Here is a 24,901-nt window from a genome sequence, read left to right as displayed (position 1 = left end):
GTCGACTAGCGTGGCGCAGCCTCGCTTAGCGGCGTAGCTGGCAGATCTGCTAGGTCCACCACCCCCCGCGACTCGTGGCAGGCTTTGCGGCTGTGCTACCCTCCCACCCCACAAAAACTCCCCAATCGAACGGAACTCGTCGAGTCGACTCATGAAAAAAGCAGTAAGCATTGTAGCGGGCGTAGTCGTGGTAATCGGTGCACTGGCGACAGCAGGCGCCTGGTACACCGGCACGCAACTTGAAGGCGTGTTGAACACCGGCGTGGCCAACGCCAACCAGCAGTTCGACACCAATATGGTCGGGCCGGACGGCAAGGCGGTCATGCACCTCGAATTGCTTTCGCTGGAGCGTCACCTGTTCAGCAGCACTGCGCACTACCGCTTGCAAGTGCATGGCAAAGGTCTTGGCGATGATGGCCAGCCGGTCGAACTGTTGTTCGTCGATCATATCGAGCATGGCCCGCTGCCCGCGTCGCGTCTCAAAAGCCTCAATCTGCTGCCGGTAATGGCCACCAGTAATCTGGCGCTGGAGCCTGGCCCGTCCACGGCACAATGGTTTGCCGTCAGCAAGGATCCGGTGCCGTTGAGCGCCCATATCAGCATTCACTACGGTGGCGACAGCAGCGGCACGCTGAATTTCGCACCGTTGGAAATGAAATCCGACAAAGGCACGTTCACCTTCTCCGGGCTCAAGGCAGATGTGTCGGCAGGCGCCAACGCCGACAATTACGCGGTCAATGGCCTGGCAGCCGATCTGCAGGTGCAGGGCACGGACGATCAGGGCCGCCCCGTGCACATGCAGCTCAAGGACCTGAGCTTCAACCTCGGCGGCACCCGTGGCCAGTCCGGCTTCTACCTGGGCCACAACGATGCCAAGGTCGGGCTGGTGACGGTGCAACTACCGGACGTATTGCCGTTCGAGCTGCAGGGCATGACGACCACCTCTATGGCGCAGGAAGCGCAAGGCATGCTGGGCGGCGAAATGAGCTACAACGTCGACAGCATTACCCTGGGTGGCAAGCCGTTGGGGCAGTTACGCTCGCTGTTCAAGTTCGGTCAGTTCGATGCCGCGGCGAGCAAATCGCTGTACCAGCTGTTTCAGACCAAAGTCGCGCCGCAGCAGCAAGCCGCCGCAGCGGCGGGTATTCCGTTCAAGTTGCAGCTCAGCGATGCCGACGAGCAGGCCATGAAAGGCGATATCACCAAGCTGCTCGCCGCCAAGCCGCATATCGAGCTGCAGGACCTGTCGCTCAAGACGGCCAATGGCCTCGGGCAGATGAGCCTGGCAATCGACCTGGCGCCAGTGCCGTTGAGCGGTACCGCCGTGGCTCCGACCTTTGGCGCCAACCTGTTGGGCGCAGTGGACGCCAAGGTGTCGTTGAGCAAGGCCATGCTCAATGACCTGGGCGTGGCGCAGGCCAATATCCAGGGCATTACCGACCCAGCGGCGATCGCGCAGAATGGCAAGAACGTCAGCGATATGGTCAGCGGCATGGCGGTGATGCTGCAACTGGGCAAGGCCGATGGCGATAACGTCACTTCGCAGCTGCACTACGAAGCCGGCATGGTCGATTTCAATGGTCAACGCATGACCGGGCCACAGTTCCTGGCCAGTGTGCTGGGGCGCTTCGGGCTGGGGCAGCGCTGATTCATTCGGGCGGCCTTGAGGGCCTCTTCGCGGGCAAGCCTTGCTCCCACAGGTAGCTGCTCCCATAGTGTGTGTAGGGTCAGAACTGTACACCAGTGGGAGCAAGGCTTGCCGCGAAGAGGCCTGCACTGATTGCACAAGGCGTGGCGCGATAGTCACGCCTTGGAGCTATTGTGTACAATCGCGGCCTCACCCGAGCTTCGCCTTCGAGTCGCCATGAACGATCAGCTGCCCTCCCTCAAAAAACCCGTAGGCACCGCCAAGACTGCCCGCACGGGCACCCAGGACGACCGCGTCTACGCGCATATCTTCGAGGCGATTCTGGAGCAGCGGCTGGCGCCAGGCACCAAGCTCAGCGAAGAAGCGCTGGGGGAAATCTTCGACGTCAGCCGCACCATCATTCGCCGCGCGCTCTCGCGCCTGGGGCATGAAGGTGTGGTGCTGCTGCGGCCCAATCGCGGTGCCGTGGTGGCCAGCCCTAGTGTCGAGGATGCACGGCAGGTGTTCTTCGCCCGGCGCCTGGTCGAGCGGGCGATCACCGAGTTGGCGGTGCAACATGCGGGCGCCGAAGAGTTGGCCGAGTTGCGGCAGATGGTCAATGACGAGCGCGACAGTTTTGCCCGTGGTGACCGTGGGGCCGGGATTCGTTTGTCTGGCGAGTTTCACCTCAAGCTGGCCGAGGCCGCCCGCAACACCCCGCTGATCAGTTTTCAGCGCAGCCTGGTGTCGCAGACTTCATTGATCATCGCTCAATACGAAAGCGGCAATCGCTCGCACTGCTCCTACGATGAACACACCCAGTTGATCGATGCGATCGAGGCCCGGGACGCGGTGCTGGCGGTGGAGTTGATGATGCACCACATGGATCACATCGACGACAAGCTCAACCTCGATCCGGACAATGCATCGGACGATCTGCACGCGGTGTTTTCGCATTTGTTGGGTGGCAAGAGTGCGGTCAAGGCCTGATCTTTTTCGGTTGCTTGCACTGGCCTCTTCGCGGGCAAGCCTTGCTCCCACAGATGTACGCCGATAGACCTCTTTACACTGTGGGAGCAAGGCTTGCTCTCACAGATGTACGCCGATAGACCTCTTTACACTGTGGGAGCAAGGCTTGCCTGCGAAGGGGCCCTCAGTAGCACCTCACATCTCGATCTACCGTTGATGCACCAACCGCCCCGCCGCGTAGGTCTGCGCCACCGTGCGGTCGTCCCCCAGCGTCATCAGCACGAACAACGTCTCCTCGAAGCTCTTCGACTGGCTGATGCGGTAGTCCAGCAGCGGCGTCGCCTTGTAGTCCAGCACCACGAAGTCCGCATCGCTGCCGGGCTGCAACGTGCCGATACGCTCTTCGAGGCGCAGCGCCCGCGCGCCGCCCAGGGTCGCCAGATACAGCGACTTGAACGGGCTGAGCTTCTCACCCTGCAACTGCATCACCTTGTAGGCCTCGTTAAGGGTTTGCAGCAGCGAAAAGCTGGTGCCGCCGCCGACATCCGTGCCCAAGCCGACGTTGACCTTGAAACGCTCGGCCTGAGCCAGGTTGAACAGGCCACTGCCCAGGAACAGGTTCGAGGTCGGGCAGAAGGCGATCGCCGAACCGGTTTCGGCCAGCCGTGCGCATTCGTCGTCACACAAATGCACGCCATGGGCCAGCACCGAGCGCTCGCCTAGCAACTGATAGTGGTCATAGACGTCCAGGTAGTTCTTGCGCTCCGGGAACAGCGCCTTGACCCATTCCACTTCCTTGACGTTCTCGCTGATGTGGGTCTGCATGTACAGGCCCTCGTGCTCGCTCAGCAGTTGCCCGGCCAGGCTGAGCTGTTCCGGGGTGCTGGTGGGCGCGAAACGCGGCGTCACCGCGTAGTGCAGGCGGCCCTTGCCATGCCAGCGCTCGATCAGCGCCTTGCTCTCGGCATAGCTGCTGTCGGCGGTGTCGGTCAGGTAGTCGGGGGCGTTGCGGTCCATCATCACTTTGCCGGTGATCAGCCGCAGGTTCAGACGCTCGGCGGCTTCGAACAAGGCGTCGACCGACTCGGGATGCATGCTGGCGAACACCAACGCGGTGGTGGTGCCGTTGCGCAGCAGTTCGGCGAGGAAGATCTCGGCCACCTGGTCGGCGTGGGCCTTGTCGCCGAACTGGCTTTCGCAGGGGAAGGTGTAGTTGTTGAGCCAGTCCAGCAATTGCTCGCCGTAGGCGCCGACCATGCCCGTCTGCGGAAAATGGATGTGAGTGTCGATGAAGCCGGGGGTGATCAGGGCGTTTTCGTACTCGATCAGTTCGACGTCGCCCAGGGTCGGCAGTAGTGTTTGGGCGGGGCCGACCGCCTTGATCAGATCGTCTTCGACCAGCAGCACGCCATCGGCGAAATATTCATAGGACGCCTCGATGCCGACCTCGGCCGGGTCGGCGATGCTGTGCAGGATGGCGGCGCGGTAGGCGGTACGGGTAGAGCTCATGGTCGGGTCTCACGCAGATGGCTTGGTGAAAAAATGGATTGGGGTGGTCTTGCGGGCCCTTTCGCGGGCAAGCCCTGCTCCCACAGGTGTGCGGCAGTAGACCTGCTTGCACTGTAGGAGCAAGGCTTGCCCGCGAAGAGGCCATCCGCATCGATGCATTACTCAAGCCTGACCTGACCGCGTTGCGACACCAGCAGTCATAGCGCCACAGGCTATGGCCCTGCACCTGTAGGAGCAAGGCTTGCCCGCGAAGAGGCCATCGGCATCGACGCATCGCTCAAGGCCTGACCTGGGCGCGTCGCGATACCGGCAGCAACTGCGCCACGGGCTCGCCGCTACGCACGCGGGTGGTACCAAAATTGGCGTTATACGTCGCGATGATCTCCGCCGCGATCGACACTGCAATTTCGATCGGCAGCTTGCCCTTGACCTCGGCCAGCCCCATCGGGCAGCGCATCCGCTGCAGCACCGCCGGCGCAAAACCGCGATCGCGCAGCCGATGTTCGAACTTGGCGCGTTTGGTTTTCGAGCCGATCAGGCCGAACCAGGTGAAGTCGTTACGCGCCAGGATCGCTGCGCTCAGTTCCAGATCGAGTTGATGATTGTGGGTCATGACGATGCAATAGCTGCCCGCTGGCAGCTCGTCGACTTCCTCCACAGGCTCCTCGGCCACTATTTTGTGCACCCCGGCCGGGATCTGGTCGGGAAATTCCTGCTCGCGCGAATCGATCCAGCGTACCCGGCACGGCAGGCTGGCGAGCAGTGGCACCAAGGCGCGGCCGACATGGCCGGCCCCGAACACGGCGATTTGCGCCTGCACCGCTGCCATCGGTTCGAACAGCAATACCGTGGCGCCGCCGCAGCACTGGCCCAGGCTGGCGCCGAGGCTGAAGCGCTGCAGGTGCGGGCCCTGGCTGGCGTTGGCGAGCATCTCGCGGGCGATGCGCATGGCCTCGTATTCCAGGTGACCGCCGCCGATGGTGTCGAACAGCTGCCGCGCGCTGACGACCATCTTCGAACCGGCATTACGCGGCGTCGAGCCGAGCTCCTCGATGATGGTCACCAACACGCACGGTTCGCCCTGGGCTTGCAGGTCGGCGAGGGCGCTGATCCAGTTGTTCATGGTTTGGATTCCTCGGTGTGCTTGCGGGCCCCTTCGCGGGCAAGCCCTGCGCCCACAGATATACGCCGCTGGCGCTGTGTGCACTGTGGGAGCAAGGCTTGCCCACCAAAAGCCCGACCCAGCCTGCGCCGATGCATCCGGATAACCCCTGCACCCACCGCACACCCTGCTAGTTGCCAGCCCATCAAACCACCTCCACCGCAGCCGGCACACTCGCCCCAGCCTGCGCCCGGCGCATCTGCTCACACCCCCACAACACCCGCTCGGGCGTTGCCGGGGCGTCGATATCAGGCTGCAGACGATAATCCCCAAGGCTCGCCACCGCATCCTTGATCGCGCACCAGGCGGCGATACCCAGCATGAATGGCGGCTCACCCACGGCTTTGGAATGGAACACCGTGTCCTCGGGGTTCTTGCGGTTCTCCACCAAAGTCACGCGCAGGTCGATAGGCATGTCCGCCACCGCCGGGATCTTGTAGCTGGCCGGGCCGCTGGTCATCAGCTTGCCCTTGCTGTTCCATACCAGCTCTTCGGTGGTCAGCCAGCCCATGCCCTGGATGAAGCCGCCTTCGACCTGGCCGATATCGATCGCCGGGTTCAACGAGGCGCCCACATCGTGAAGGATGTCGGTGCGCAGCATCTTGTACTCGCCCGTCAGGGTATCGACGATCACCTCGGCGCACGCCGCGCCATAAGCGAAGTAATAGAACGGCCGACCGCGGGCCTGGGAGCGATCGTAGAAAATCTTCGGGGTCTTGTAGAAGCCGGTGCTCGACAACGACACCTGCGCGAAATACGCCTGCTGCACCAGGGTCTCGAAGCTCAACAGCTCTTCGCGCACACGCACATGACCGTTGCGAAATTCCACGTCCTCTTCGCTGACGCGGTAATGTCGCGCGGCGAACTCCACCAGCCGCTGCTTGAGCGTTTGCGCGGCATTCTGCGCGGCCTTGCCGTTCAGATCGGCACCGCTGGAGGCGGCGGTGGGCGAGGTGTTCGGCACCTTGTCGGTGTTGGTGGCGGTGATCTGGATGCGCTCGATATCGACCTGAAACACCTCGGCCACCACCTGCGCGACCTTGACGTTCAGGCCCTGGCCCATCTCGGTCCCGCCATGATTGAGATGAATGCTGCCATCGGTATAGATATGAATCAGCGCACCGGCCTGGTTGAGAAAACTGGCGGTAAACGAGATACCGAACTTGACCGGCGTCAGCGCCAGGCCCTTCTTGAGGATCGGGCTGTGGGCGTTGTATTGGCGGATCGATTCGCGGCGCTGGTGGTAGTCGCTGCTGGCCTCGAGGTCTGCGGTCATCTCTTCGAGCAGGTTGTGTTCAACGGTCTGGTGATAGTGGGTGACGTTGCGCTCGGTCTTGCCGTAGTAGTTGGCCTTGCGCACCTGCAGCGGATCGACGCCCAGATGACGAGCGATGCGGTCCATCACCTCTTCGATGGCGACCATCCCTTGCGGGCCGCCGAAGCCGCGGTAGGCGGTATTGGATGCCGTGTGGGTCTTGCAGCGATGGCCGTTGATGGTCGCGTCGCCCAGATAATAGGCGTTGTCGGCATGGAACATCGCGCGGTCGACGATCGACGCCGACAGATCCGGCGAGCAGCCGCAGTTGCCGGCCAGATCCAGAGCGATGCCATGCAGGCGGCCGCTGTCGTCAAAGCCCACGTCGTATTCGATATAGAACGGATGGCGCTTGCCGGTCATCAGCATGTCTTCGACCCGCGGCAGGCGCATCTTGGTCGGTTGCCCGGTCAGGCGCGCGATCACCGCACACAGGCAGGCGGGGCTGGCGGCCTGGGTTTCCTTGCCGCCAAAGCCACCGCCCATGCGGCGCATGTCGACCACCACCTTGTTCATCGGCACGGCCAGCACTTCGGCCACCAGCTTCTGGATTTCGGTGGGGTTTTGCGTTGAGCAGTAAACGATCATGCCGCCGTCTTCGCTGGGCATCACTGAGGAAATCTGCGTCTCCAGATAGAAGTGCTCCTGACCGCCGATGTGCAGGTTGCCCTGCAGGCGATGCGTGGCGGTGGCCAGGGCACCCGCCGAATCGCCGCGTTGATGGGTATGACTGTCGAGCACGAAGTGGCGTTTGCGCAGCGCCTCGACCACGTCCAGCACCGGCTCCAGGTCTTCATACTCGATGACCGCCGCCATGGCTGCACGGCGCGCGGTGTCGAGGTCGCAGGCGGCGACGGCGAGCACCGGCTGACCAACGAACTGCACGGTGTCGATCGCCAGCAGCGGGTCGCCGGGCAGCAGCGGGCCGATGTCCTTGAGGCCGGGGATGTCCTCGTGGGTAATGGCGATGCGCACGCCCTCGATGGCGTAGCAGGGCGCTGTGTCGATGCTGAGGATGCGCGCGTGGGCACGGTCGGACAGCCGCGCGTACACATGCAGCTGGTTGGGGAATTCCAGCCGATCGTCGATGTAGATCGCCTCGCCGGTCACGTGCTTGTCGGCGCTGTCGTGCTTGACGCTGCGGCCGACGCCAGTGTTCAGGCCCTGGGCGAACAGCGTGGCCATTTCTTCCTGAGTCTTGATGACGTGGGGGTTAGACATAGGCGGTCACCCGGGTTTCTATGTGCGGCGTATTGAGCTCGACGAAGTATTTGCGCAGCAGGTTCTGCGCGCTCAGCAGGCGGTATTCCTTGCTGGCGCGAAAGTCCGACAGCGGTGTGAAGTCATCGGCCAGCGCGGCGCTGGCGGCTTCGACAGTGGCCGCTGTCCACGGCTGACCGATCAGCGCCGCCTCGGCGGCTCGCGCCCGCTTGGGAATCGCCGCCATCCCGCCGAACGCCAGGCGCGCCTCAACCACCAGCCCCTGCTCGACGCGCAGATTGAACGCCGCACACACCGCCGAAATGTCGTCGTCCAGGCGTTTCGACAGTTTGTAGGCACGGAAACGCCAGGCCGTGTCGGCACGCGGCACGATGATCTTTTCGATGAATTCGCCGGGCTGGCGCACGGTCACCCGGTAGTCGATGAAATAGTCCTGCAAGGGCAGGGTGCGAGTGCTGAGGCCTTGGCGCAGCACCACCTGCGCGCCGAGAGCGATCAGCAGCGGCGGCGAGTCGCCGATGGGCGAGGCATTGCCGATATTGCCGCCCAGGGTGCCCTGGTTGCGGATCTGCAGGGAGGCGAAGCGGTGCAGCAGGGCGCCGAAGTCCGGGTACTCCGCAGCCAGCGCCGCGTAGCAATCGGTCAGCGGCGTCGCGGCGCCGATTTCCAGGCGATCGGCGAAGGTGTCGATGCGCTTCATCTCGGCGACGTTGCCGACGTAGATCATTACCGGTAGCGGGCGATGGAACTGGGTCACTTCCAACGCCAGATCGGTGCCGCCGGCCAACAGCCGAGCATCGGGCTGCTGGGCGTACAGCTCGGCGAGATCGGCCACGGTCAGCGGCAGCAGGCAGCGTTTGTCGGCATCTGCCAGTTCGGCGGTGGCCTTGGGCGCGATGGCCTTGAGCTGGGCGATGGTGCTGGCCTCGCGGGCATCGAACTGGTCCGGCTGCGCCTGGCAGCAGACTTGCTCGGCAGCGGCGAGGATCGGCCGGTAGCCGGTGCAGCGGCACAGGTTGCCGGCCAGAGCCTCCTGCGCCTGATGCAAGTCGGCGCCGTCGCTGTTCTTCTGCAGGGCGAACAGTGACATGACGAAGCCCGGCGTGCAGAAACCGCACTGTGAGCCGTGGCAGTCGACCATGGCCTGCTGCACGCTGTGCAGTTGCCCCTGATGTTTGAGGTCTTCAACGCTGAGCAGTTGCTTGCCGTGCAGGGCCGCCACGAACGTCAGGCACGAATTGAGGCTGCGATAACGGATGTGCTCGCGGCCCTCGGCGTTGATGTCCAGCTCGCCGACTACCACGGTACAGGCGCCACAGTCACCGCTGGCGCAGCCTTCTTTGGTGCCGGGCTTGTGCAGATGCTCGCGCAAGTACTCCAGCACCGTCATGTTGGGGTCCAGCGCGTGCTCGCTGCGCAATTGCTGGTTGAGAAGAAACTGGATCACGGTAGGGCCTCGTGCGCGCTGCTTTTTAGTATGGACCGCTGCTAGAGCGGAATTTAGACAGCTGCAGTAACAGTGGTCAATTATTTTCTGACTTTCGGGTCAAGATATCACTCCATGGCCCTCATTGGTGGCCAGAGCCCGCTCCCACAGGCGCAGGCATATCCGCTTCGACCTGCTTATTCCATGCCAACCCACACTCCGCTTATGGCCAGCAATTGCGGTACACTGCGCCCCTTGCACCGTTGACTGATTGATGAAGGATAGCCATGACGTTCAAGGCACCGGACAGCCTTTCCGAGCAGATTGCCCATTACCTGGCCGAGCGCATCATTCGCGGCGAGCTCAAACCCGGCGAGCGCATACAGGAACAAAAGGTCACGCAGGCTCTCAATGTCAGCCGTGGCTCGGTGCGCGAGGCGTTGCTGATCCTGCAGCGCCGGCACCTGATCGTGATTTCCCCGCGCCGTGGCGCCCAGGTCAGCGAACTCAGCGCCCACAAGGTGCAGAGTCTGTGCAGCCTGATGAGCGAAATGTACATCCTGCTCGGCATCGCCGTGGCCCAGCGCTGGAAGGTCGAAGCCGACCTCGCGCCGTTCCTGGTGATCCAGCAGCGCCTCGAGGATGCCGAGGCGCGTCGCGATATCACCGCGTTCGTCGACGACAGCTTCAATGTCATGCGCGCGGCGTTCTCGTTCGCCGACAACCCCTATCTGCAAGAAACCGTCGAGAACCTGCAACCCGCCATGAGCCGCAACTATTACCTGGCCCTCGAACAGCGCAAGGCCTCGATGAACGAATACCTGGCGCTGTTCGGCGAGCTGCTTGCCGCTGTGGTGGCCCGTGACCCAGTGCGCGTGCGTGCGGTACTTACCGAGTATGGCGCGCGCAGCTGCCAGTTGGTGCTGTCCGCCCTCAAGGCCGGCTGACCGTGCGGCTCAAATCGATCAAGCTGGCCGGGTTCAAGTCGTTCGTCGACCCTACCACCGTCAACTTCCCCAGCAACATGGCGGCAGTGGTCGGCCCCAATGGCTGCGGCAAATCCAACATCATCGACGCCGTGCGCTGGGTGATGGGCGAGAGCTCGGCCAAAAATCTGCGCGGCGAGTCGATGACCGACGTCATCTTCAACGGCTCCACCAGCCGCAAGCCGGTCAGCCAGGCCAGTATCGAGCTGATTTTCGACAACAGCGACAGCACGCTGGTGGGCGAATACGCGGCCTACGCGGAGATTTCCATCCGCCGCAAGGTCACCCGCGACGCGGCGAATACCTATTACCTCAACGGCACCAAATGCCGCCGCCGGGACATCACCGATATCTTCCTCGGCACCGGCCTGGGCCCGCGCAGCTACTCGATCATCGAGCAGGGGATGATCTCCAAGCTGATCGAGGCGCGCCCCGAGGACCTGCGCAACTTCATCGAAGAAGCCGCCGGCATCTCCAAGTACAAGGAGCGTCGGCGCGAGACTGAAACCCGCATCCGCCGCACCTTTGAAAACCTCGAACGCCTCACCGACCTGCGCGAAGAACTCGAACGCCAGCTCGAACGTTTGCAGCGTCAGGCCCAGGCCGCAGAAAAGTATCAGCAGTACAAGGCCGAGGAGCGCCACCTCAAGGCGCAGCTGTCGGCGTTGCGCTGGCAGGCACTGAACGAGCAGGTCAGCCAGCGCGAAGGGGTGATCGGCAACCAGGAGGTCAGTTTCGAGTCGCTGGTGGCCGAGCAGCGCAATGCCGATGCCAGCATCGAGCGCCTGCGCGACGGGCACCACGACCTGTCCGAGCGCTTCAATCTGGTGCAGGGGCGCTTCTATTCCGTGGGTGGCGATATTGCCCGGGTCGAGCAGAGCATTCAGCACGGCCAGCAACGCCTGCGCCAGTTGCAGGACGATTTGCGCGAGGCCGAGCAGGCGCGGCAGGAGACCGAGTCGCACCTGGGCCACGACCGCACCTTGCTGGCGACCCTGGGCGAAGAGCTGGAAATGCTCGAGCCCGAGCAAGAGCTGACCAGCGCCGCCGCCGAAGAGGCCGCCGCTGCCCTGGAAGAGTCCGAGCTGGGCATGCACGGCTGGCAGGAGCAGTGGGACAGCTTCAATACCCGTTCCGCCGAGCCGCGCCGTCAGGCCGAGGTGCTGCAGGCACGTATCCAGCAGCTCGAGCAATCGATGGAGCGCCTGGCTGAGCGTCAGCGCCGCCTTGGCGAGGAGCTGGCGCTGCTGGCTGCCGACCCGGAAGACGCGGCCATTCTCGAACTGAGCGAACAGCTGGCCAGTACCGACCTGCTGCTCGAAGAGCTGCAACTCACCGATGAGCAGCAGGGTGAGCGTCTGGAGCAGACGCGCCAGCAACTGCAATCCGCGACCCGCGATCAGCAACAGGCGCAAGGCGAGTTGCAGCGCCTCAATGGCCGGTTGGCCTCGTTGGAGGCCTTGCAGCAGGCGGCGCTCGATCCAGGCACCGGGACGGCCGAGTGGCTGCGCGAGCAGGGCCTGGATCAGCGCCCGCGGCTGGCCGAAGGATTGCGCGTCGAGGCGGGCTGGGAGCTGGCGGTAGAGACGGTGATGGGCGCCGATCTGCAGGCGGTGTTGGTGGATGACTTTGCCGGGCTGGAGCTGGCCGGGTTTGAACAGGGGGATTTGCGCCTTGTTGGCGGGCCCCTTCGCGGGCAAGCCTCGCTCCCACAAGGGCGCGCGGATGCTGACCCAGCAAAATTCCCACAAGGGAACGCAGATCCTGTGGGAGCAAGGCTTGCCCGCGAAGGGGGCCGAGAGCGCCTGCTCGATAAGGTCGAAAGTTCAGTCGATCTGGCCCCGTGGCTGGCGAACATCATCCCCGTCGAAACCCTCGACGACGCACTGGCCGCACGCACCCGTCTGCAAGAAGGCCAAAGCCTCATCAGCCGCGACGGCTACTGGGTTGGCCGCCACTTCCTGCGGGTATCCCGTGCCAGCGACGCCCACAGCGGTGTACTCGCCCGTGCCCAGGAACTCAAAGACGCCGAGGCCGATCGCGAACTGCGCGAAGCCGCCCTGGCGACCCTCGACGAGCAGTTGCAACAACTGCGCGAGCAACAGCAACAGGACGAACAAAGCCGCGAGCAGACCCGCCGCCAATTGCAGGAACAAGCCCGCCACCAAGGCGAGCTCAAGGCCCAGCTGTCCGCCAGCAAGGCCAAGGCCGAGCAACTGACCCTGCGCCGCCGTCGCCTCGACGAAGAACTCGCCGAACTGGCCGAGCAGCGCGCGCTGGAAACCGAATCCGTCGGCGAGTCGCGCCTGCACCTGCAGGACTCCCTCGACGCCATGGCCCTGGACACCGAACAACGCGAACTGCTGCTGGCCCAGCGCGACAGCCTGCGCGAGCGCCTCGACCGGGTCCGCCAGGACGCGCGTCAGCACAAGGACAACGCCCACCAACTGGCCCTGCGCCTGGGCTCGTTGCGTGCCCAACACGCCTCCACACGCCAGGCGCTGGAACGCTTGGAGCAGCAATCGGAGCGTCTGACCGAGCGCTTCGAGCAGCTCAACCTGGGCCTGGAGGAGGGCGAGGCGCCGCTCGAAGAACTGCGCCTCAAGCTCGAAGAGCTGCTCGAGCGGCGCATGGCCGTCGACGATGAAATGCGCATCGCCAAGAACGCCCTTGAAGATGCCGACCGCGAACTGCGTGAGGCCGAAAAACGCCGCACCCAGGCCGAGCAGCAATCGCAGCTGATCCGCGGCCAGATGGAGCAGCAGCGCATGGAGTGGCAAGCCCTGAGTGTGCGCCGCACCGCCTTGCAGGACCAACTGCTGGCTGACGGCTACGACTTGCACGGCGTGATCGCCACCCTGCAGGACTCGGCCAACGAAAAGGACGCCGAGCAAGAGCTCGAAAGCATCAACGGGCGCATCCAGCGCCTGGGCGCCATCAATCTCGCGGCCATCGACGAATACCAGCAGCAATCGGAACGCAAACGTTACCTCGACGCGCAGAATGCCGACTTGGTGGAAGCCCTCGAAACCCTCGAAAACGTCATCCGCAAGATCGACAAGGAAACCCGCAACCGCTTCAAGGACACCTTCGACAAGGTCAATGGCGGCCTGCAGGCGCTTTTTCCGAAAGTTTTTGGCGGTGGCAGCGCTTATTTGGAACTGACGGGCGAAGATTTACTCGATACAGGGGTCACAATCATGGCCCGTCCGCCCGGCAAGAAGAACAGCACCATCCATTTGCTCTCCGGTGGCGAAAAGGCGTTGACGGCATTGGCCCTGGTTTTTTCGATTTTCCAGCTCAATCCGGCGCCCTTCTGCATGCTCGACGAGGTCGACGCGCCGCTGGACGATGCCAACGTGGGGCGCTATGCGCGGCTGGTCAAGGAGATGTCGCAAACGGTCCAGTTCATCTATATCACCCACAACAAGATCGCCATGGAAATGGCCGATCAACTGATGGGGGTAACGATGCACGAACCGGGCTGTTCGCGACTCGTCGCCGTGGACGTCGAAGAGGCAATGGCCTTGGTCGACGCCTGAATCGGCAGTTTTTGACGCTAAAAGCCCGCTTTGTAGCAGCCAGGTGCGACAGACGGTGTAAAGTTGACACAGGTCGTGCTAGTTTTAGCTAAATATTTCGTGCGTGGGAAAACGCCTGTCAGAACATAGGCTTGGCGCCACGTTTTAAAGGGGTTTAAACCCTTGTTTTTCAGCATTTTTTATTAGAGGCACGGGATTACATGGAATTCGGTCTGCGCGAATGGCTGATCGTTATCGGCGTCATAGTCATCGCCGGTATCCTTTTTGACGGCTGGCGCCGGATGCGCGGCAGCAAAAAAGGCAAGCTCAAATTCAGGCTCGACCGCAGTCTCTCCAATTTACCGGATGACGACAGCAGTCCAGAAGTCCTGGGCCCCTCACGCGTGCTCGACGAGCCGCGCGAGCCGGAACTCGATGAGCACGACTTGCCTTCAATGTCGGCCCCGGCCCGCGAGAGCCGCGAAACGCCCAAGCGCGCCAAGCGCCAAAGCGAACCGCAGGCCCCCGACATGAACCTCAAGCTCGATCTCGGCGAGCCGAGCTTCAGCAGCCGCGACAACGACTTCCCGGACGATAGCCCGGTGCCTCCCTTCAATGGCAATGGCAATGGCAATGGCAATAGCGAAGCTGCGGACCTGCCGCCGGTCGAAGAAGTACTGGTGATCAGTGTGATCTCCCGTAGTGAAAGCGGCTTCAAGGGCCCGGCGCTGCTGCAGAACATTCTGGAAAGCGGCCTGCGCTTCGGCGAGATGGACATCTTCCACCGCCATGAGAGCATGGCCGGCAACGGTGAAGTGCTGTTCTCGATGGCCAACGCGGTCAAACCAGGGGTGTTCGATCTCGACGACATCGACCACTTCAGTACCCGCGCGGTGAGCTTCTTCCTCGGCTTGCCGGGCCCGCGTCATCCCAAGCAGGCGTTCGACGTGATGGTCGCCGCCGCCCGCAAGCTGGCTTTCGAGCTGGACGGCGAGCTCAAGGATGACCAGCGCAGCGTGCTGACCGCGCAGACCATCGAACACTACCGTCAACGCATCGTCGAATTCGAACGTCGCGCCCTGACCCAGAAACGCTGAGGCAACGCCTCAGCGGCGACACCAGAACCAACCAGAGAGCAGCCCAGGCTGCTCTCTTGCATTACGAGAGCCCCCATGAACGCTGCCCAAACCCGCATCCTTGAACTGCGCACCGAACTCGACGAGCACAACTACCGCTACCACGTGCTCGACGAACCGAGCATTCCGGATGCCGAATACGACCGCCTGTTCCGCGAACTCAAGGCTCTCGAAGCTGAGCACCCACAGCTGGTGACCCCCGATTCGCCCACCCAGCGCGTCGGCAATGCCGCGCTCACGGCGTTCAGCCAGGTGCGCCACGAAATCCCCATGCTCAGCCTCGGCAACGCCTTTGAAGACGACGACCTGCGCGAGTTCGACCGCCGTGTCCATGAAGGCCTCGACCAGCCCACCGGCGACCTGTTCGCCCGCACCCTGGAATACAGCTGCGAACCCAAACTCGACGGCCTGGCGGTCAGCCTGCTGTACCAGGACGGCCAACTGGTGCGCGGTGCTACCCGGGGCGACGGCACCACTGGCGAAGACATCAGCGTCAACGTGCGCACCGTGCGCAACATCCCGCTCAAGCTCAAGGGCAGCGGCTGGCCGGCGCTGCTCGAAGTGCGCGGCGAAGTGTTCATGTCCAAGGCCGGCTTCGAGCGCCTCAACCAGAGCCAGGCCGAGCTCGGTGGCAAGACCTTCGCCAACCCGCGTAACGCCGCCGCCGGCAGCCTGCGCCAGCTGGATTCGAAGATCACCGCCAGCCGCCCGCTGGAATTCTGCTGCTACGGCCTCGGCCAGGTAACGGCGGACATCGCCAGCACCCACATCGACAACCTCAAGCAGTTGCAGCAGTGGGGAATGCCCATCAGCCGCGAGCTGAAGGTGGCCAAGAGCATCGAAGACTGCCTGGACTACTACCGTGACATCGGCACGCGCCGCAGCGCCCTGACCTATGAAATCGACGGTGTGGTGTTCAAGGTCAACAGCATTGCCGCGCAACGCGAATTGGGCTTTCGCGCCCGCGAACCGCGCTGGGCCATCGCCCACAAGTTCCCGGCCATGGAAGAGCTCACTGAGGTGCTCGACGTCGAGTTCCAGGTCGGCCGCACCGGCGCCGTCACCCCGGTGGCGCGGCTCAAGCCGGTCAAGGTGGCGGGCGTCACCGTGTCCAACGCCACCTTGCACAACATGGGCGAAATCGCCCGCCTGGGGGTCAAGATCGGCGACACGGTGATCATCCGCCGCGCTGGCGACGTCATCCCGCAGGTCATGCAAGTGGTCCTCGAACGTCGCCCGGCAGATGCCCGCGAGGTGCACATCCCAGAGCAATGCCCAGTGTGCGGCTCGCCGGTCGAGCCGACGCTGCTGGTCAAGCGCAGCAAGGGCAAGGAAACCGTCAGCGCCGGCGCGGTGTACCGTTGCACCGGTCGCCTGGCCTGCGCCGCGCAGCTCAAGCAGGCGATCTCGCACTTTGTGTCGCGCCGCGCCATGGACATCGATGGGCTGGGCGAAAAGATCGTCGAGCAGTTGGTGGATGAAAACCTCGTGGGCTCGCCGGCCGATCTGTTCAAGTTGACCTTCGAGCAGGTGGTGGAGCTGGAAGGGTTTGCCGAAGTCTCCAGCCGCAACTTGATCGCCGCTATCGATGCCGCCCGCCGCCCGGGTCTGGCCCGCTTCATCTACGCGCTGGGGATCCCCGACGTGGGCGAAGAGACCGCCAAGGTGCTGGCGCGCTCCTTGGGTTCGCTGGAGCGCATCCGTCAGGCCATGCCGCAGGTGCTGACCTACCTGCCGGATGTGGGCTTGGAGGTGGCATTCGAGATCAATGAGTTTTTCCAGGATCCGCATAACCAGGACGTCATCGACGCCCTGGTTGGCCAACTGCAGATTCAGGATCAGGGCGAGTTGAGTGCCGAGTTCGCCGCCAGCACCACCTTGGCGGGGTTGATCGACAAGCTGCACATTCCGTCGATCGGGCCGACCGGTGCGCAAAAACTCGCTGACAAGTTCGGTTCTTTAGAGAAAATCCTTGCCGCCGATGGCATGGACCTGCGTCAGGCACTGAACGAAAAGCCGGCCAAAGCCGTGGCGGATTACTTGACTGCCAATGAACAGGCCAATGCCGACCTCGCCAAGCGCATCGAAGCCCAGTTGCTGGCGTTCGGCATGCACTGGGCCAGCGAGAAGAAGGTCGTTGAAGGCCTGCCGCTGGCCGGCCAGACCTGGGTCCTCACCGGTAGCCTGGAACGCATGAGCCGCGACGTCGCCAAGGACAAGCTCGAAAGCCTCGGCGCCAAGGTGGCGGGCTCGGTGTCGGCCAAGACCCACTGCGTGGTGGCCGGCCCTGGTGCGGGCTCGAAACTGGCCAAGGCCAACGAGCTGGGGCTCAAGGTGCTGGATGAGGATCAGTTCGTCAGCTTCCTTGAAGGGCAGGGTTTGTCGGCGTAGAAATCTGACATGCTCGACTGGCCTCTTCGCGGGCAGATCCTGCGAAGAGGCCATCAGTCTCATTGTTTGAATGCCTGTCTACAGCGTGACGAGGGACCGAGCACTCAACCCCCTCTCCATCGCCGCCAACGACACGCACACGTCCCCCAGCAGAAAATCGAACACCTCACAGGTGCGCAAGAAATCCCGGTTATCCAGATCATGAAAAGTCGCGCGGGTCAGCAGTTGCGCCAGGTCCCGTGCAGCGCGGGCGCGGCAGGTGGCGTCTTCGTGCAGGTCGGCGAGAGAGGTGGAGGTGTCGCAAGAGGTGTGCGGGGATTTGGCAGCCATGTCACTCCATGCAAACAAACGGTGCCACCGCATCGGCAAGGGGTGATGGGTGGCAGTTGTGAGAGGGTTCGCAGACCGGGCACGCTCGACAAGCAAACCGGCACACCCGAAGGTGTCCCTCTCACAACCGCCATAACGCGATTGCGTGTTTACGGCAACGCCATCCGAAGATGGCGCTGACAAGTCTAGCGATGCACGGACTGCGAAATCCGGTCGTTGATTTGGCAACGACGGCGGCGACTATAGAGGTCCTTGGTATCCGCGCAAAGCAAGCAATCACTACAAGATGTTAGCAACAAATACCACATGTCCACCGGTCATCTGTGCTGTCTGCCCGCGAAGAGGCCATCAGCCTCACCCTGCAAACGCCCCCTCGCTACACAGATGTGGCTTGGGCTTTGTCCTCGTCATCAGTCTTGCACCCGACCGTCATCGAATTTTCACCACGGCACTTTATCTTCCCGTCTATGGTCAATAAATCCACGCACCACAAACCACAGCCAAAGGACTACACCATGGACGACTACTGGGAAGAACTGCTTGAATACCGCGCCGCCGAAACCGATCCGCTGGAACCCGCCGACGACGCCACCGAGCTATAACCCGGCTACAGGGGGGGCACTGCGCGCCGCGCGCCGAAACTCCCCGGGGGTCTGTCCGCACCAGCGCTTGAACGCCCGTTGAAACGCCTCCGCTGAAGCAAACCCCAACAGATAGGCAATCTCGCCAAAGGCCAATTCCGTGTCGCGGATATAGGTCATGGCCAGGTCGCGCCGCGTGTCATTGAGAATCGCGCGGAACTGCGTGCCTTCCTCGGCCAGCCGGCGCCGCAGCGTCCACACCGGCAGCTTCAGGCGTGCCGCCACCTCATCCAGATCCGGCTCGCGACCGCCGCTCAGCAAGGGCCCCAGCAATTGCATGATGCGCTCGCCCAGGCTGCGAGTGCGCGTCTGTTGCGTTAGCGCCTGTTCGCACAGCGCGAGCAACTCCTGCCAGGTGCCGGGGCAGTGCGCCGGGTTGCGCAGGGCAAGGCTGGCCTGATCGAGTCGCAGCTGGTTAGCGGCGCTGGTGAACTGCACGGGCTGCACACTCAACGGCTGATAAAACGCGGCGTAGGCGGGGGCCTCGAATTCGATTTCCAGGCGCTGCGCTTGCACCGCTGCACCGGCAACGCTTGAGAGCTGCGCCAGCCAGCCGCTGAGTACCGCGTCCACCACAAAACGGTTATAGGCGTTGTAGGGACTGATGGAATAGAAGCGCAGCCACGCGCCATCGGCGTCTTCAGCTAAGCTCGACTGGCCGCGGTAGTTGGTGGCATACAACGGCTCGAAGCGGATCATCGCCCGCGCCGCTTCGCGCACGGTCGGCGCCTGGGCGGCAGTGATCCCGGCCAGCCCGGCGTGGGGCAAGCGGCTGCAGGCGCCCATGTGCAACCCCAGTGCGGGCTCGGCACACAGCTGCATCGCCGCATGGCCCAGGCGCATGTAACGAGGGATCGACAGCCGCGCGCCGGGGCTGGCCAGGCGTTCAGGGTCAAGCCCATACGCCGCCAGCAACGGCAGCGGGTCCTGGTGCAGTTGGCGAATGGCTGCCGCCAGGCTGTGGATAAAGCCTACGGACAAATCGCCCAGGCGCAGCGGCAGGGGTTGGCGGGTGTCAGTCATTTTGGGTGGCACCGAGGGATTTTTCGGGGGCATGCCTCCTCGCTACAGCCATAGATTGATCAGGCGCGCACCAAAGCCGGCCGGTGCTTCTTCGGCCTGGCCATTGTGCGAGATGAAACTTTGGCCTTCGGCGACCACGTCCCAGAAGCGCCCGTGCATGAATACGCTCAGGCCGGCGCTGATGCCCACTGGCGTCAGGCCGGCTTGGGTGAGGCGTTGCCAGGCTTGCTGCTCAGTGACTTCGCCCGGTTGAATCGGCAGCGCCGCCGGCGGATGGAGGTCGTAGCCGCGCCAGGGCGTTTGCCAGTGGCCGGGGCCGGCGACGAAGGCGGGTATCGCCAGCAGTTGCACGCCCTTGGCCTGCAAACGGCGGTAGTTGTCCGGGTACCAGCTGTCGGTGCCGATCAGCACACCCAGGCGCCCGGCCGGGGTGTCGACCACATCAAGGTCGCCAGGGTCGCCGGGCTCCACCAGGCGGCGGTTGTCACGATCCGGGAAAACCTGGTGTGTGGGCACGCCCAACGGCGCGCCGTCGGCGCCGAACACCACGCTGATATTGAACAGCGAGCCATTGCCGGGCGTCAGCACGCCGTTTTCGATATGGGGGGTGGGCAGCACGATCGAGCCGGCCACCAAGGTCACGCCGAACTCCTTGGCCAGCCCGCCGAACAGCGCCTGATAGTCAGCGGCCATTTCATCGGCCTTCATGCGTAGGCGTGCGTTGCGCCCGCGATGACCGTTGCGGGCGCTCAGCCAGGCCTTGACGAAGCGCACCGGGTTGCTGAGGCTCAGCCACTGGAAGGCCTCGTCGCGCCCGCGGGCCTGATAGACCTCGTCCTTTTCGCCTTTGATCCACAGCCAGCTGCCGATGTGTTCGGGCAGGATGACGATTGTCTTGGGGTTGATCAGGCCCAGGCTGCGGGCTTGCTGCAGATAGGCTTCGAGCTTGCGGCGCAGGCGTTCCGGGTCCTGATAGTCACCGGGGAAGAGTTCGGGCTGGATGCCCAGCAGGTTGCCGTTCTGGCCGGGTGTGCCCTGATCGACGGCGACCTGGATGCGCAGGTCCGAGAGGTAATGACCGTTGGGGCGCAGCGCCGCCCAGTACCCGTAGGCGCCGGCCAGGGCCAGCAGGGCCAGGATCAGCAGCGAGAAAAGAAATTTACGCATGGTGGTGAAACAATGCCCGCACGGTCCGCAAGGAAGGTGCGGTGAGACTACGGGAAAGGGGGGCTGGGCGGAAGGTTTTACGTTCGTGCAAAAGCGCAAGAGCGCAAGATGCTGTGCAACCAGGTCCGGCCCCTTCGCCGCCGAACGCGCTACCTCGCTCCCACAGTGCAGACAGATCCAGCGGCGTACACCTGTGGGAGCAAAGCTTGCTCGCGAAGAGGCCCGTTCAGGCGCTGCACACTTCGCGGCAAGCCGGGCGTCTCAGCTCAAGCCACCTGCGCCTCACGCTGAGCAATCAACTGCCGCGTCAGCGGAATCAACGTGCGGCCATAATCGATGGCATCTTCCAGCGGGTCGAACCCGCGAATCAAAAAGGTTGTGATCCCCAGATCGTAGTAATCCACCAAGGCTTCAGCCACCTGCTCGGCGGTCCCGACCAACGACGTCGAGTTACCCTTGGCACCCAGCAGCCCGGCAACCCCCGTCCACAAGCGTTTGTCCAGGCGCGAGCCCTGTGCGGCAGCTGCCAGCAAGCGCTTGGAACCCTCGTTGGCCGGCTCCTTGCGCACCACGCCTTTTTGCGCGGCTACTTCCTTGGCCTGCTCCAGAATACGCTCGGCACGGGCCCAGGCCTGATCTTCGGTCGCCGCCAGAATCGGCCGCAGCGAGAGGCTGAAGCGCACCTGACGACCATGCTTGGCCGCCTCGGCACGCACCCGCGCCACCACTTCGCGCACCTGCTCGTAAGTCTCGCCCCACAAGGCGTAGACGTCAGCGTGCTTGCCAGCCACTGCGATCGCGGCATCCGACGAGCCACCGAAATACAACGGGATCGGCTTGGCGGTCTTGACCGCCGAGTGTGCGCCTTCGAACTGGTAGTACTCGCCCTTGAAATCGAACGGCTTGTCGGCGGTCCACTCCTGGCGCAGCACGGTCAGGTACTCATCGGTACGCGCGTAGCGCTCGTCCTTGCCGATATAACTGCCGTCGCCACGCAGTTCCTTGTCGTCACCGCCGGTGATGATGTGCACGGCGGTGCGCCCGCCATTGAAGGTGTCCAGGGTGGCGAACTGGCGAGCGGCCAGGGTCGGCGCCGCGAAACCGGGGCGGTGGGCGATCAGGAACTGCAGTTTTTTGGTGACGCTGGCCGCGTGGCTGGCGATCAGCGTGCTGTCCGGGCTGTTGGAATGGAAGGCCACCAGGGCGCGGTCGAAACCGGCCTCTTCATGGGCACGGGCGACCTTCTCGACGTACTCGGGTTGCAGCACCGGGCCGACCTGCGGGTGGATTTCGGAGCTATGGTGACCGGCGATGTAGCCGATGAATTCGATGCTCATGCTGGAATCCTTGGGAACTGTCTTCGAATAGGGCGCAACACAGGCATGCGCCGGGCAATGGCCATGACAGTAGAAGCATCGGCGGCGTCTGTGAAATTCGATTTTCTTTTAAGGTAATTACTAAATATTTAGCGTATTAGGATATGCATAAAATGAATTTAAGGTATGTGGTGGCCGGTGCTAAGGTGGCGCCGACTCGCCACGCGCGAGCAATCATTCAATTGCTTGAGGGCCACCGTACCAGCGGCGCCATTGAGCCATATCCCGTCATATATGGAGATGTTCGATGGTCCGCACCCTTATCAACCCGTTGTCGCGCCGCACCCTGCTCGGCTACGGCGCTGTGGCCCTGGCCAGCCCGCTGCTGCTGTCGACTCGCAGCGTCTGGGCCGCCGACGAGCACGACCACGCGGGCCATGGTGACGCGGCCCCCGGCGCAGAGCCGAACGGCACCGGCGAATTCATCAAGCTCGATGCGCCACAAAAACTCAAGCTGGCCATCAACCTCAACGCCGTGTGCCTGGCCCCGGTGGTGGTCGCCCACAGCGAAGGCTTCTTCAACAAGCACAACCTGGATGTCGAGTTCGTCAACTTCGGCAACTCCACCGAGGTACTGCTCGAAGCCATCGCCACCAACAAGGCCGACGCCGGCATCGGCATGGCCCTGCGCTGGCTCAAAGCGCTCGAGCAAGGCTTCGACGTCAAGCTCACCGCCGGTACCCACGGTGGCTGCATGCGCTTGCTCAGCGCCAACGGCAGCGCGATCGGTTCGCTCGCCGACCTCAAGGGCAAGGCGATTGGCGTCACCGACATGGCGGCCCCGGACCGCAACTTCTTCTCCATCCTGCTGCAGCGCCACGGCGTCGACCCGGTCAAGGACGTGGAATGGAAGCTGTACCCGGCCGACCTGCTCGGCACCGCGCTGGACAAGGGCGAAGTGCAAGCGATCAGCGGCAGCGACCCGTTCATGTACCGGCTGATCAAGGGCGGCCAGGCCCACGAGCTGGCCAGCAACCTGTCCGAGGAATACGCCAATCTGTCCTGCTGTGTGGTCGGCGTCAGCGGCACCCTGGTGCGCGGCGACAAACGCGCGGCAGCGGCCCTGACTCAGGCCATTCTTGAGGCCCACGACTATTCCGTGAAGCACCCGGACGTGGTCGCCAAGGGCTTCGAGAAATTCGCCCTCAACACCAACGCGGCGGAGGTGCAGGCAATCATGCACGACCACACCCACGGCCATCATGCGGTCGGCCAGGCGTTGTCGACCGAGATCGTCACCTACGTCAACGACCTGAAAACTGTCGAGGTGTTCGATTCGAGCACCGACGCGGTCGCGTTCGCCAAGGAGATCACCGCCGATGTCTTCAGTTGATGAACTGACTCACAGCGTCAGCCTGCCGCGCAGCCTGTCCACCCCCGTCGGCTGGCTGCCGGCGGTGGTGGTAGTGGCCTGGTTGGCCGCGGCGCTGTTGACGCGCTTCTATCCCGACGCCACGCGCCACTGGCCGTGGACCGTGGGCCTGGCCAATATCGAACTGGGGCTGGCGGTGATCATCGGCGCGTTGACGCTGTTGGCGCCCCGTACCCCGCGCCTGGCCAAGCGCTTGCGCCATCTGGCGCCGTGGCTGATCGCCCTGGCCGTGGGGCTGGCGATCTGGGAATTGCTGACGGCCAAATCGGGACGCCTGCCGGTGCCTTTCTTCGCGCCGCCCCAGGCATTGATCGCGGTGTATTTCAACGACTGGGCGCGGCTGCTCGACAGCCTGTGGAACTCCGCCCTGTTGCTCGGCAGTGGTGTGTTGCTGGGGGCGGTCTGCGGGTTTATCGCCGGCGTATCGATCGGCTGGTCGCAGGCGATCGGCTACTGGCTGCACCCGGTGTTGCGCATCCTCGGGCCGGTGCCGTCGACGGCGCTGCTGCCGCTGTGTTTCTTCCTGTTCCCGACCAGCTGGAGCGCCAGTGTGTTCTTGATCGCGCTGGCGACCTGGTTTCCGGTCACGGTGCTGACCTGGTCGGGCGTGGCCAGTGTCGACAAGGCCTACTATGACGTGGCCCGCACCCTGGGCGCCAAGCCCGGTTTTCTGATCTTTCGCGTGGCGATCCCCGCGGCCTTGCCCCATGTGTTCGTCGGCCTGTTCATGGGCCTGGGCGCTTCGTTCTCGACCTTGGTGGTGGCGGAGATGATGGGCGTCAAGTCCGGCATCGGCTGGTACCTGCAGTGGGCTCAAGGCTGGGCGGCCTACGCCAACATGTACGCGGCCCTGTTGCTGATGGCGCTGGCGTGCTCGGGGCTGATCTCGGCCTTGTTCAAGATTCGTGACCGGCTATTGGCCTGGCAGAAAGGAGCAGTGAAATGGTAGCCCTGGCACAAGCCTCAGCAGATGATTGCGGCCTGGCGCTGCAGATCGAAAACCTCAGCCACGCCTTCGACATCGACGGCACCCCGTTGCCGGTGCTCGAAAACGTCAGCCTCGACGTGGCGCCGGGCGAATTCGTCGCCTTGCTCGGGCCTTCGGGGTGCGGCAAGTCGACCTTGCTGCGCCTGGTGGCCGGGCTCGAACCGGCCGATCGCGGCACCCTCAACGGCGACGGCCAGCCCATCACCGCCCCGGACCCGAGCCGGGTGGTGGTGTTCCAGGACCCGACCCTCTACCCCTGGCGGCGCGTGTGGGATAACGTCGCGCTGGGCCTGCAAGCGCAAGGCGTGCTCAAGGGCCAGGAGCAACGGGTGGACGCGGCATTGGCCAAGGTCCATCTGGGCGACTTCGCCCGCGCCTGGCCACGGCAGTTGTCCGGGGGCATGGCGCAGCGCGTGGCCCTGGCCCGAGCGCTGGTCAACGAACCGCGCTTGCTGATCCTCGATGAGCCGCTGGGCAAACTCGATTCGCTCACCCGCATCGCCATGCAAAAGGAGTTGATCGAGCTGTGGCAGCGCCAGGGCTATACCGCCTTGATGGTGACCCATGACGTCGAAGAAGCGTTGCTGATGGCCAACCGCATCATCGTGTTCAGCGATCGACCGGCGCGGGTCAAATCCGAGATCGTGGTGGAGCGGGGCTATCCGCGACGCCGCGATGATCCGTATCTGGTGGAGTTGCGCACGCAGATACTGGCGTCGCTGGGGCTGGGATGATTCGTAG

Annotated in this window: 18 protein-coding genes; 10 read left to right on the top strand and 8 right to left on the bottom strand. The window is 63.6% G+C overall.

Translation table 11 applies throughout. The annotated features are described in order from the left end of the window. The first annotated feature begins 151 nt into the window (after nt 1-151). The gene (locus LIX93_RS19440) at nt 152-1,648 is read left to right on the top strand and encodes a YdgA family protein (protein WP_226505691.1); all 1,497 of its coding nucleotides are present in this window, start codon (nt 152-154) and stop codon (nt 1,646-1,648) included. Between the two features lie 216 nt (nt 1,649-1,864). Next, nucleotides 1,865-2,617, top strand: a complete 753-nt coding sequence (locus LIX93_RS19435; RefSeq protein ID WP_226505690.1) for a GntR family transcriptional regulator — start codon at nt 1,865-1,867, stop codon at nt 2,615-2,617. 186 nt (nt 2,618-2,803) lie between these two features. On the opposite strand, the gene guaD is transcribed toward LIX93_RS19435, so the two are convergent. The 4 genes from guaD to xdhA form a co-directional block, all read right to left on the bottom strand. Then, nucleotides 2,804-4,105, bottom strand: coding sequence for a guanine deaminase (gene guaD / locus LIX93_RS19430; protein ID WP_226505689.1), 1,302 nt, complete (start codon nt 4,103-4,105; stop codon nt 2,804-2,806). 277 nt (nt 4,106-4,382) lie between these two features. After that, nucleotides 4,383-5,228 (bottom strand): xanthine dehydrogenase accessory protein XdhC, encoded by an 846-nt coding sequence (gene xdhC / locus LIX93_RS19425; RefSeq protein ID WP_226505688.1) that lies wholly within the window; start codon nt 5,226-5,228, stop codon nt 4,383-4,385. Nucleotides 5,229-5,412: 184 nt separating this feature from the next. After that, nucleotides 5,413-7,803 carry a xanthine dehydrogenase molybdopterin binding subunit gene (gene xdhB / locus LIX93_RS19420; protein WP_226505687.1) on the bottom strand — a complete coding sequence of 797 codons (2,391 nt, stop codon included), beginning with the start codon at nt 7,801-7,803 and terminating at the stop codon, nt 5,413-5,415. Then, nucleotides 7,796-9,250: a xanthine dehydrogenase small subunit gene (gene xdhA, locus LIX93_RS19415; protein ID WP_226505686.1), complete on the bottom strand. Its 1,455-nt coding sequence runs from the start codon at nt 9,248-9,250 to the stop codon at nt 7,796-7,798. Before xdhA ends, xdhB begins: the two co-directional genes overlap by 8 nt. Nucleotides 9,251-9,516: 266 nt before the next feature. Between xdhA and LIX93_RS19410 the strand changes: the two genes are divergently transcribed. From LIX93_RS19410 to ligA, 4 genes are all read left to right on the top strand, one after another. After that, nucleotides 9,517-10,176, top strand: a complete 660-nt coding sequence (locus LIX93_RS19410; protein WP_226505685.1) for a GntR family transcriptional regulator — start codon at nt 9,517-9,519, stop codon at nt 10,174-10,176. 2 nt (nt 10,177-10,178) lie between these two features. Further along, the gene (gene smc / locus LIX93_RS19405) at nt 10,179-13,757 is read left to right on the top strand and encodes a chromosome segregation protein SMC (RefSeq protein WP_226505684.1); all 3,579 of its coding nucleotides are present in this window, start codon (nt 10,179-10,181) and stop codon (nt 13,755-13,757) included. A 200-nt stretch (nt 13,758-13,957) separates the two neighbouring features. Beyond that, nucleotides 13,958-14,833, top strand: coding sequence for a cell division protein ZipA (gene zipA / locus LIX93_RS19400; protein ID WP_226505683.1), 876 nt, complete (start codon nt 13,958-13,960; stop codon nt 14,831-14,833). 75 nt (nt 14,834-14,908) lie between these two features. Then, nucleotides 14,909-17,263, top strand: a complete 2,355-nt coding sequence (gene ligA / locus LIX93_RS19395; RefSeq protein WP_226505682.1) for an NAD-dependent DNA ligase LigA — start codon at nt 14,909-14,911, stop codon at nt 17,261-17,263. A gap of 78 nt (nt 17,264-17,341) precedes the next feature. Here ligA and LIX93_RS19390 read toward each other — a convergent pair whose 3' ends face one another. Then, a complete protein-coding gene (locus LIX93_RS19390; RefSeq protein ID WP_226505681.1) occupies nt 17,342-17,593 on the bottom strand; it encodes a hypothetical protein in 252 nt (83 codons plus the stop codon). A gap of 398 nt (nt 17,594-17,991) precedes the next feature. On the opposite strand from LIX93_RS19390, the gene LIX93_RS19385 reads away from it, so the two are divergent. Then, nucleotides 17,992-18,195: a hypothetical protein gene (locus LIX93_RS19385; protein WP_226505680.1), complete on the top strand. Its 204-nt coding sequence runs from the start codon at nt 17,992-17,994 to the stop codon at nt 18,193-18,195. On the opposite strand, the gene LIX93_RS19380 is transcribed toward LIX93_RS19385, so the two are convergent. The 3 genes from LIX93_RS19380 to LIX93_RS19370 form a co-directional block, all read right to left on the bottom strand. Beyond that, the gene (locus LIX93_RS19380; RefSeq protein WP_226505679.1) at nt 18,190-19,257 is read right to left on the bottom strand and encodes an AraC family transcriptional regulator; all 1,068 of its coding nucleotides are present in this window, start codon (nt 19,255-19,257) and stop codon (nt 18,190-18,192) included. The genes LIX93_RS19385 and LIX93_RS19380 overlap by 6 nt on opposite strands. 42 nt (nt 19,258-19,299) lie before the next feature. Continuing rightward, nucleotides 19,300-20,424: a carbon-nitrogen hydrolase family protein gene (locus LIX93_RS19375; RefSeq protein ID WP_226505678.1), complete on the bottom strand. Its 1,125-nt coding sequence runs from the start codon at nt 20,422-20,424 to the stop codon at nt 19,300-19,302. A gap of 266 nt (nt 20,425-20,690) precedes the next feature. After that, a complete protein-coding gene (locus LIX93_RS19370; RefSeq protein ID WP_226505677.1) occupies nt 20,691-21,761 on the bottom strand; it encodes an LLM class flavin-dependent oxidoreductase in 1,071 nt (356 codons plus the stop codon). Between the two features lie 286 nt (nt 21,762-22,047). Between LIX93_RS19370 and LIX93_RS19365 the strand changes: the two genes are divergently transcribed. Genes LIX93_RS19365 through LIX93_RS19355 form a run of 3 tightly spaced genes read left to right on the top strand, consistent with a single transcriptional unit; the run spans nt 22,048 to nt 24,894 of the window. Then, nucleotides 22,048-23,133, top strand: coding sequence for an ABC transporter substrate-binding protein (locus tag LIX93_RS19365; RefSeq protein ID WP_226505676.1), 1,086 nt, complete (start codon nt 22,048-22,050; stop codon nt 23,131-23,133). Continuing rightward, the gene (locus LIX93_RS19360) at nt 23,120-24,121 is read left to right on the top strand and encodes an ABC transporter permease subunit (protein WP_226505675.1); all 1,002 of its coding nucleotides are present in this window, start codon (nt 23,120-23,122) and stop codon (nt 24,119-24,121) included. The genes LIX93_RS19365 and LIX93_RS19360 overlap by 14 nt, the downstream gene beginning before the upstream one ends. Further along, nucleotides 24,115-24,894, top strand: a complete 780-nt coding sequence (locus tag LIX93_RS19355) for an ABC transporter ATP-binding protein (protein ID WP_226505674.1) — start codon at nt 24,115-24,117, stop codon at nt 24,892-24,894. Before LIX93_RS19360 ends, LIX93_RS19355 begins: the two co-directional genes overlap by 7 nt. Nucleotides 24,895-24,901: the final 7 nt, after the last annotated feature.

The organism is Pseudomonas sp. MWU16-30317 (genome assembly GCF_020515695.1).
Taxonomy (GTDB): domain Bacteria; phylum Pseudomonadota; class Gammaproteobacteria; order Pseudomonadales; family Pseudomonadaceae; genus Aquipseudomonas.
The sequence above is the reverse complement of the archived record's forward strand: the minus strand, read 5'-3'. Positions and strand labels throughout refer to the sequence as shown.

Excerpts from the sequence above, each read along its gene's own strand:
- LIX93_RS19390 (WP_226505681.1), bottom strand. The coding sequence starts at position 17,593 with ATGGCTGCCAAATCCCCGCACACCTCTTGCGACACCTCCACCTCTCTC.
- LIX93_RS19435 (WP_226505690.1), top strand. The coding sequence starts at position 1,865 with ATGAACGATCAGCTGCCCTCCCTCAAAAAACCCGTAGGCACCGCCAAG.
- zipA (WP_226505683.1), top strand. The coding sequence starts at position 13,958 with ATGGAATTCGGTCTGCGCGAATGGCTGATCGTTATCGGCGTCATAGTC.
- xdhB (WP_226505687.1), bottom strand. The coding sequence starts at position 7,803 with ATGTCTAACCCCCACGTCATCAAGACTCAGGAAGAAATGGCCACGCTG.
- LIX93_RS19410 (WP_226505685.1), top strand. The coding sequence starts at position 9,517 with ATGACGTTCAAGGCACCGGACAGCCTTTCCGAGCAGATTGCCCATTAC.
- xdhC (WP_226505688.1), bottom strand. The coding sequence starts at position 5,228 with ATGAACAACTGGATCAGCGCCCTCGCCGACCTGCAAGCCCAGGGCGAA.
- LIX93_RS19355 (WP_226505674.1), top strand. The coding sequence starts at position 24,115 with ATGGTAGCCCTGGCACAAGCCTCAGCAGATGATTGCGGCCTGGCGCTG.
- guaD (WP_226505689.1), bottom strand. The coding sequence starts at position 4,105 with ATGAGCTCTACCCGTACCGCCTACCGCGCCGCCATCCTGCACAGCATC.
- LIX93_RS19440 (WP_226505691.1), top strand. The coding sequence starts at position 152 with ATGAAAAAAGCAGTAAGCATTGTAGCGGGCGTAGTCGTGGTAATCGGT.
- ligA (WP_226505682.1), top strand. The coding sequence starts at position 14,909 with ATGAACGCTGCCCAAACCCGCATCCTTGAACTGCGCACCGAACTCGAC.
- LIX93_RS19370 (WP_226505677.1), bottom strand. The coding sequence starts at position 21,761 with ATGAGCATCGAATTCATCGGCTACATCGCCGGTCACCATAGCTCCGAA.
- LIX93_RS19360 (WP_226505675.1), top strand. The coding sequence starts at position 23,120 with ATGTCTTCAGTTGATGAACTGACTCACAGCGTCAGCCTGCCGCGCAGC.
- LIX93_RS19365 (WP_226505676.1), top strand. The coding sequence starts at position 22,048 with ATGGTCCGCACCCTTATCAACCCGTTGTCGCGCCGCACCCTGCTCGGC.
- LIX93_RS19380 (WP_226505679.1), bottom strand. The coding sequence starts at position 19,257 with ATGACTGACACCCGCCAACCCCTGCCGCTGCGCCTGGGCGATTTGTCC.
- LIX93_RS19375 (WP_226505678.1), bottom strand. The coding sequence starts at position 20,424 with ATGCGTAAATTTCTTTTCTCGCTGCTGATCCTGGCCCTGCTGGCCCTG.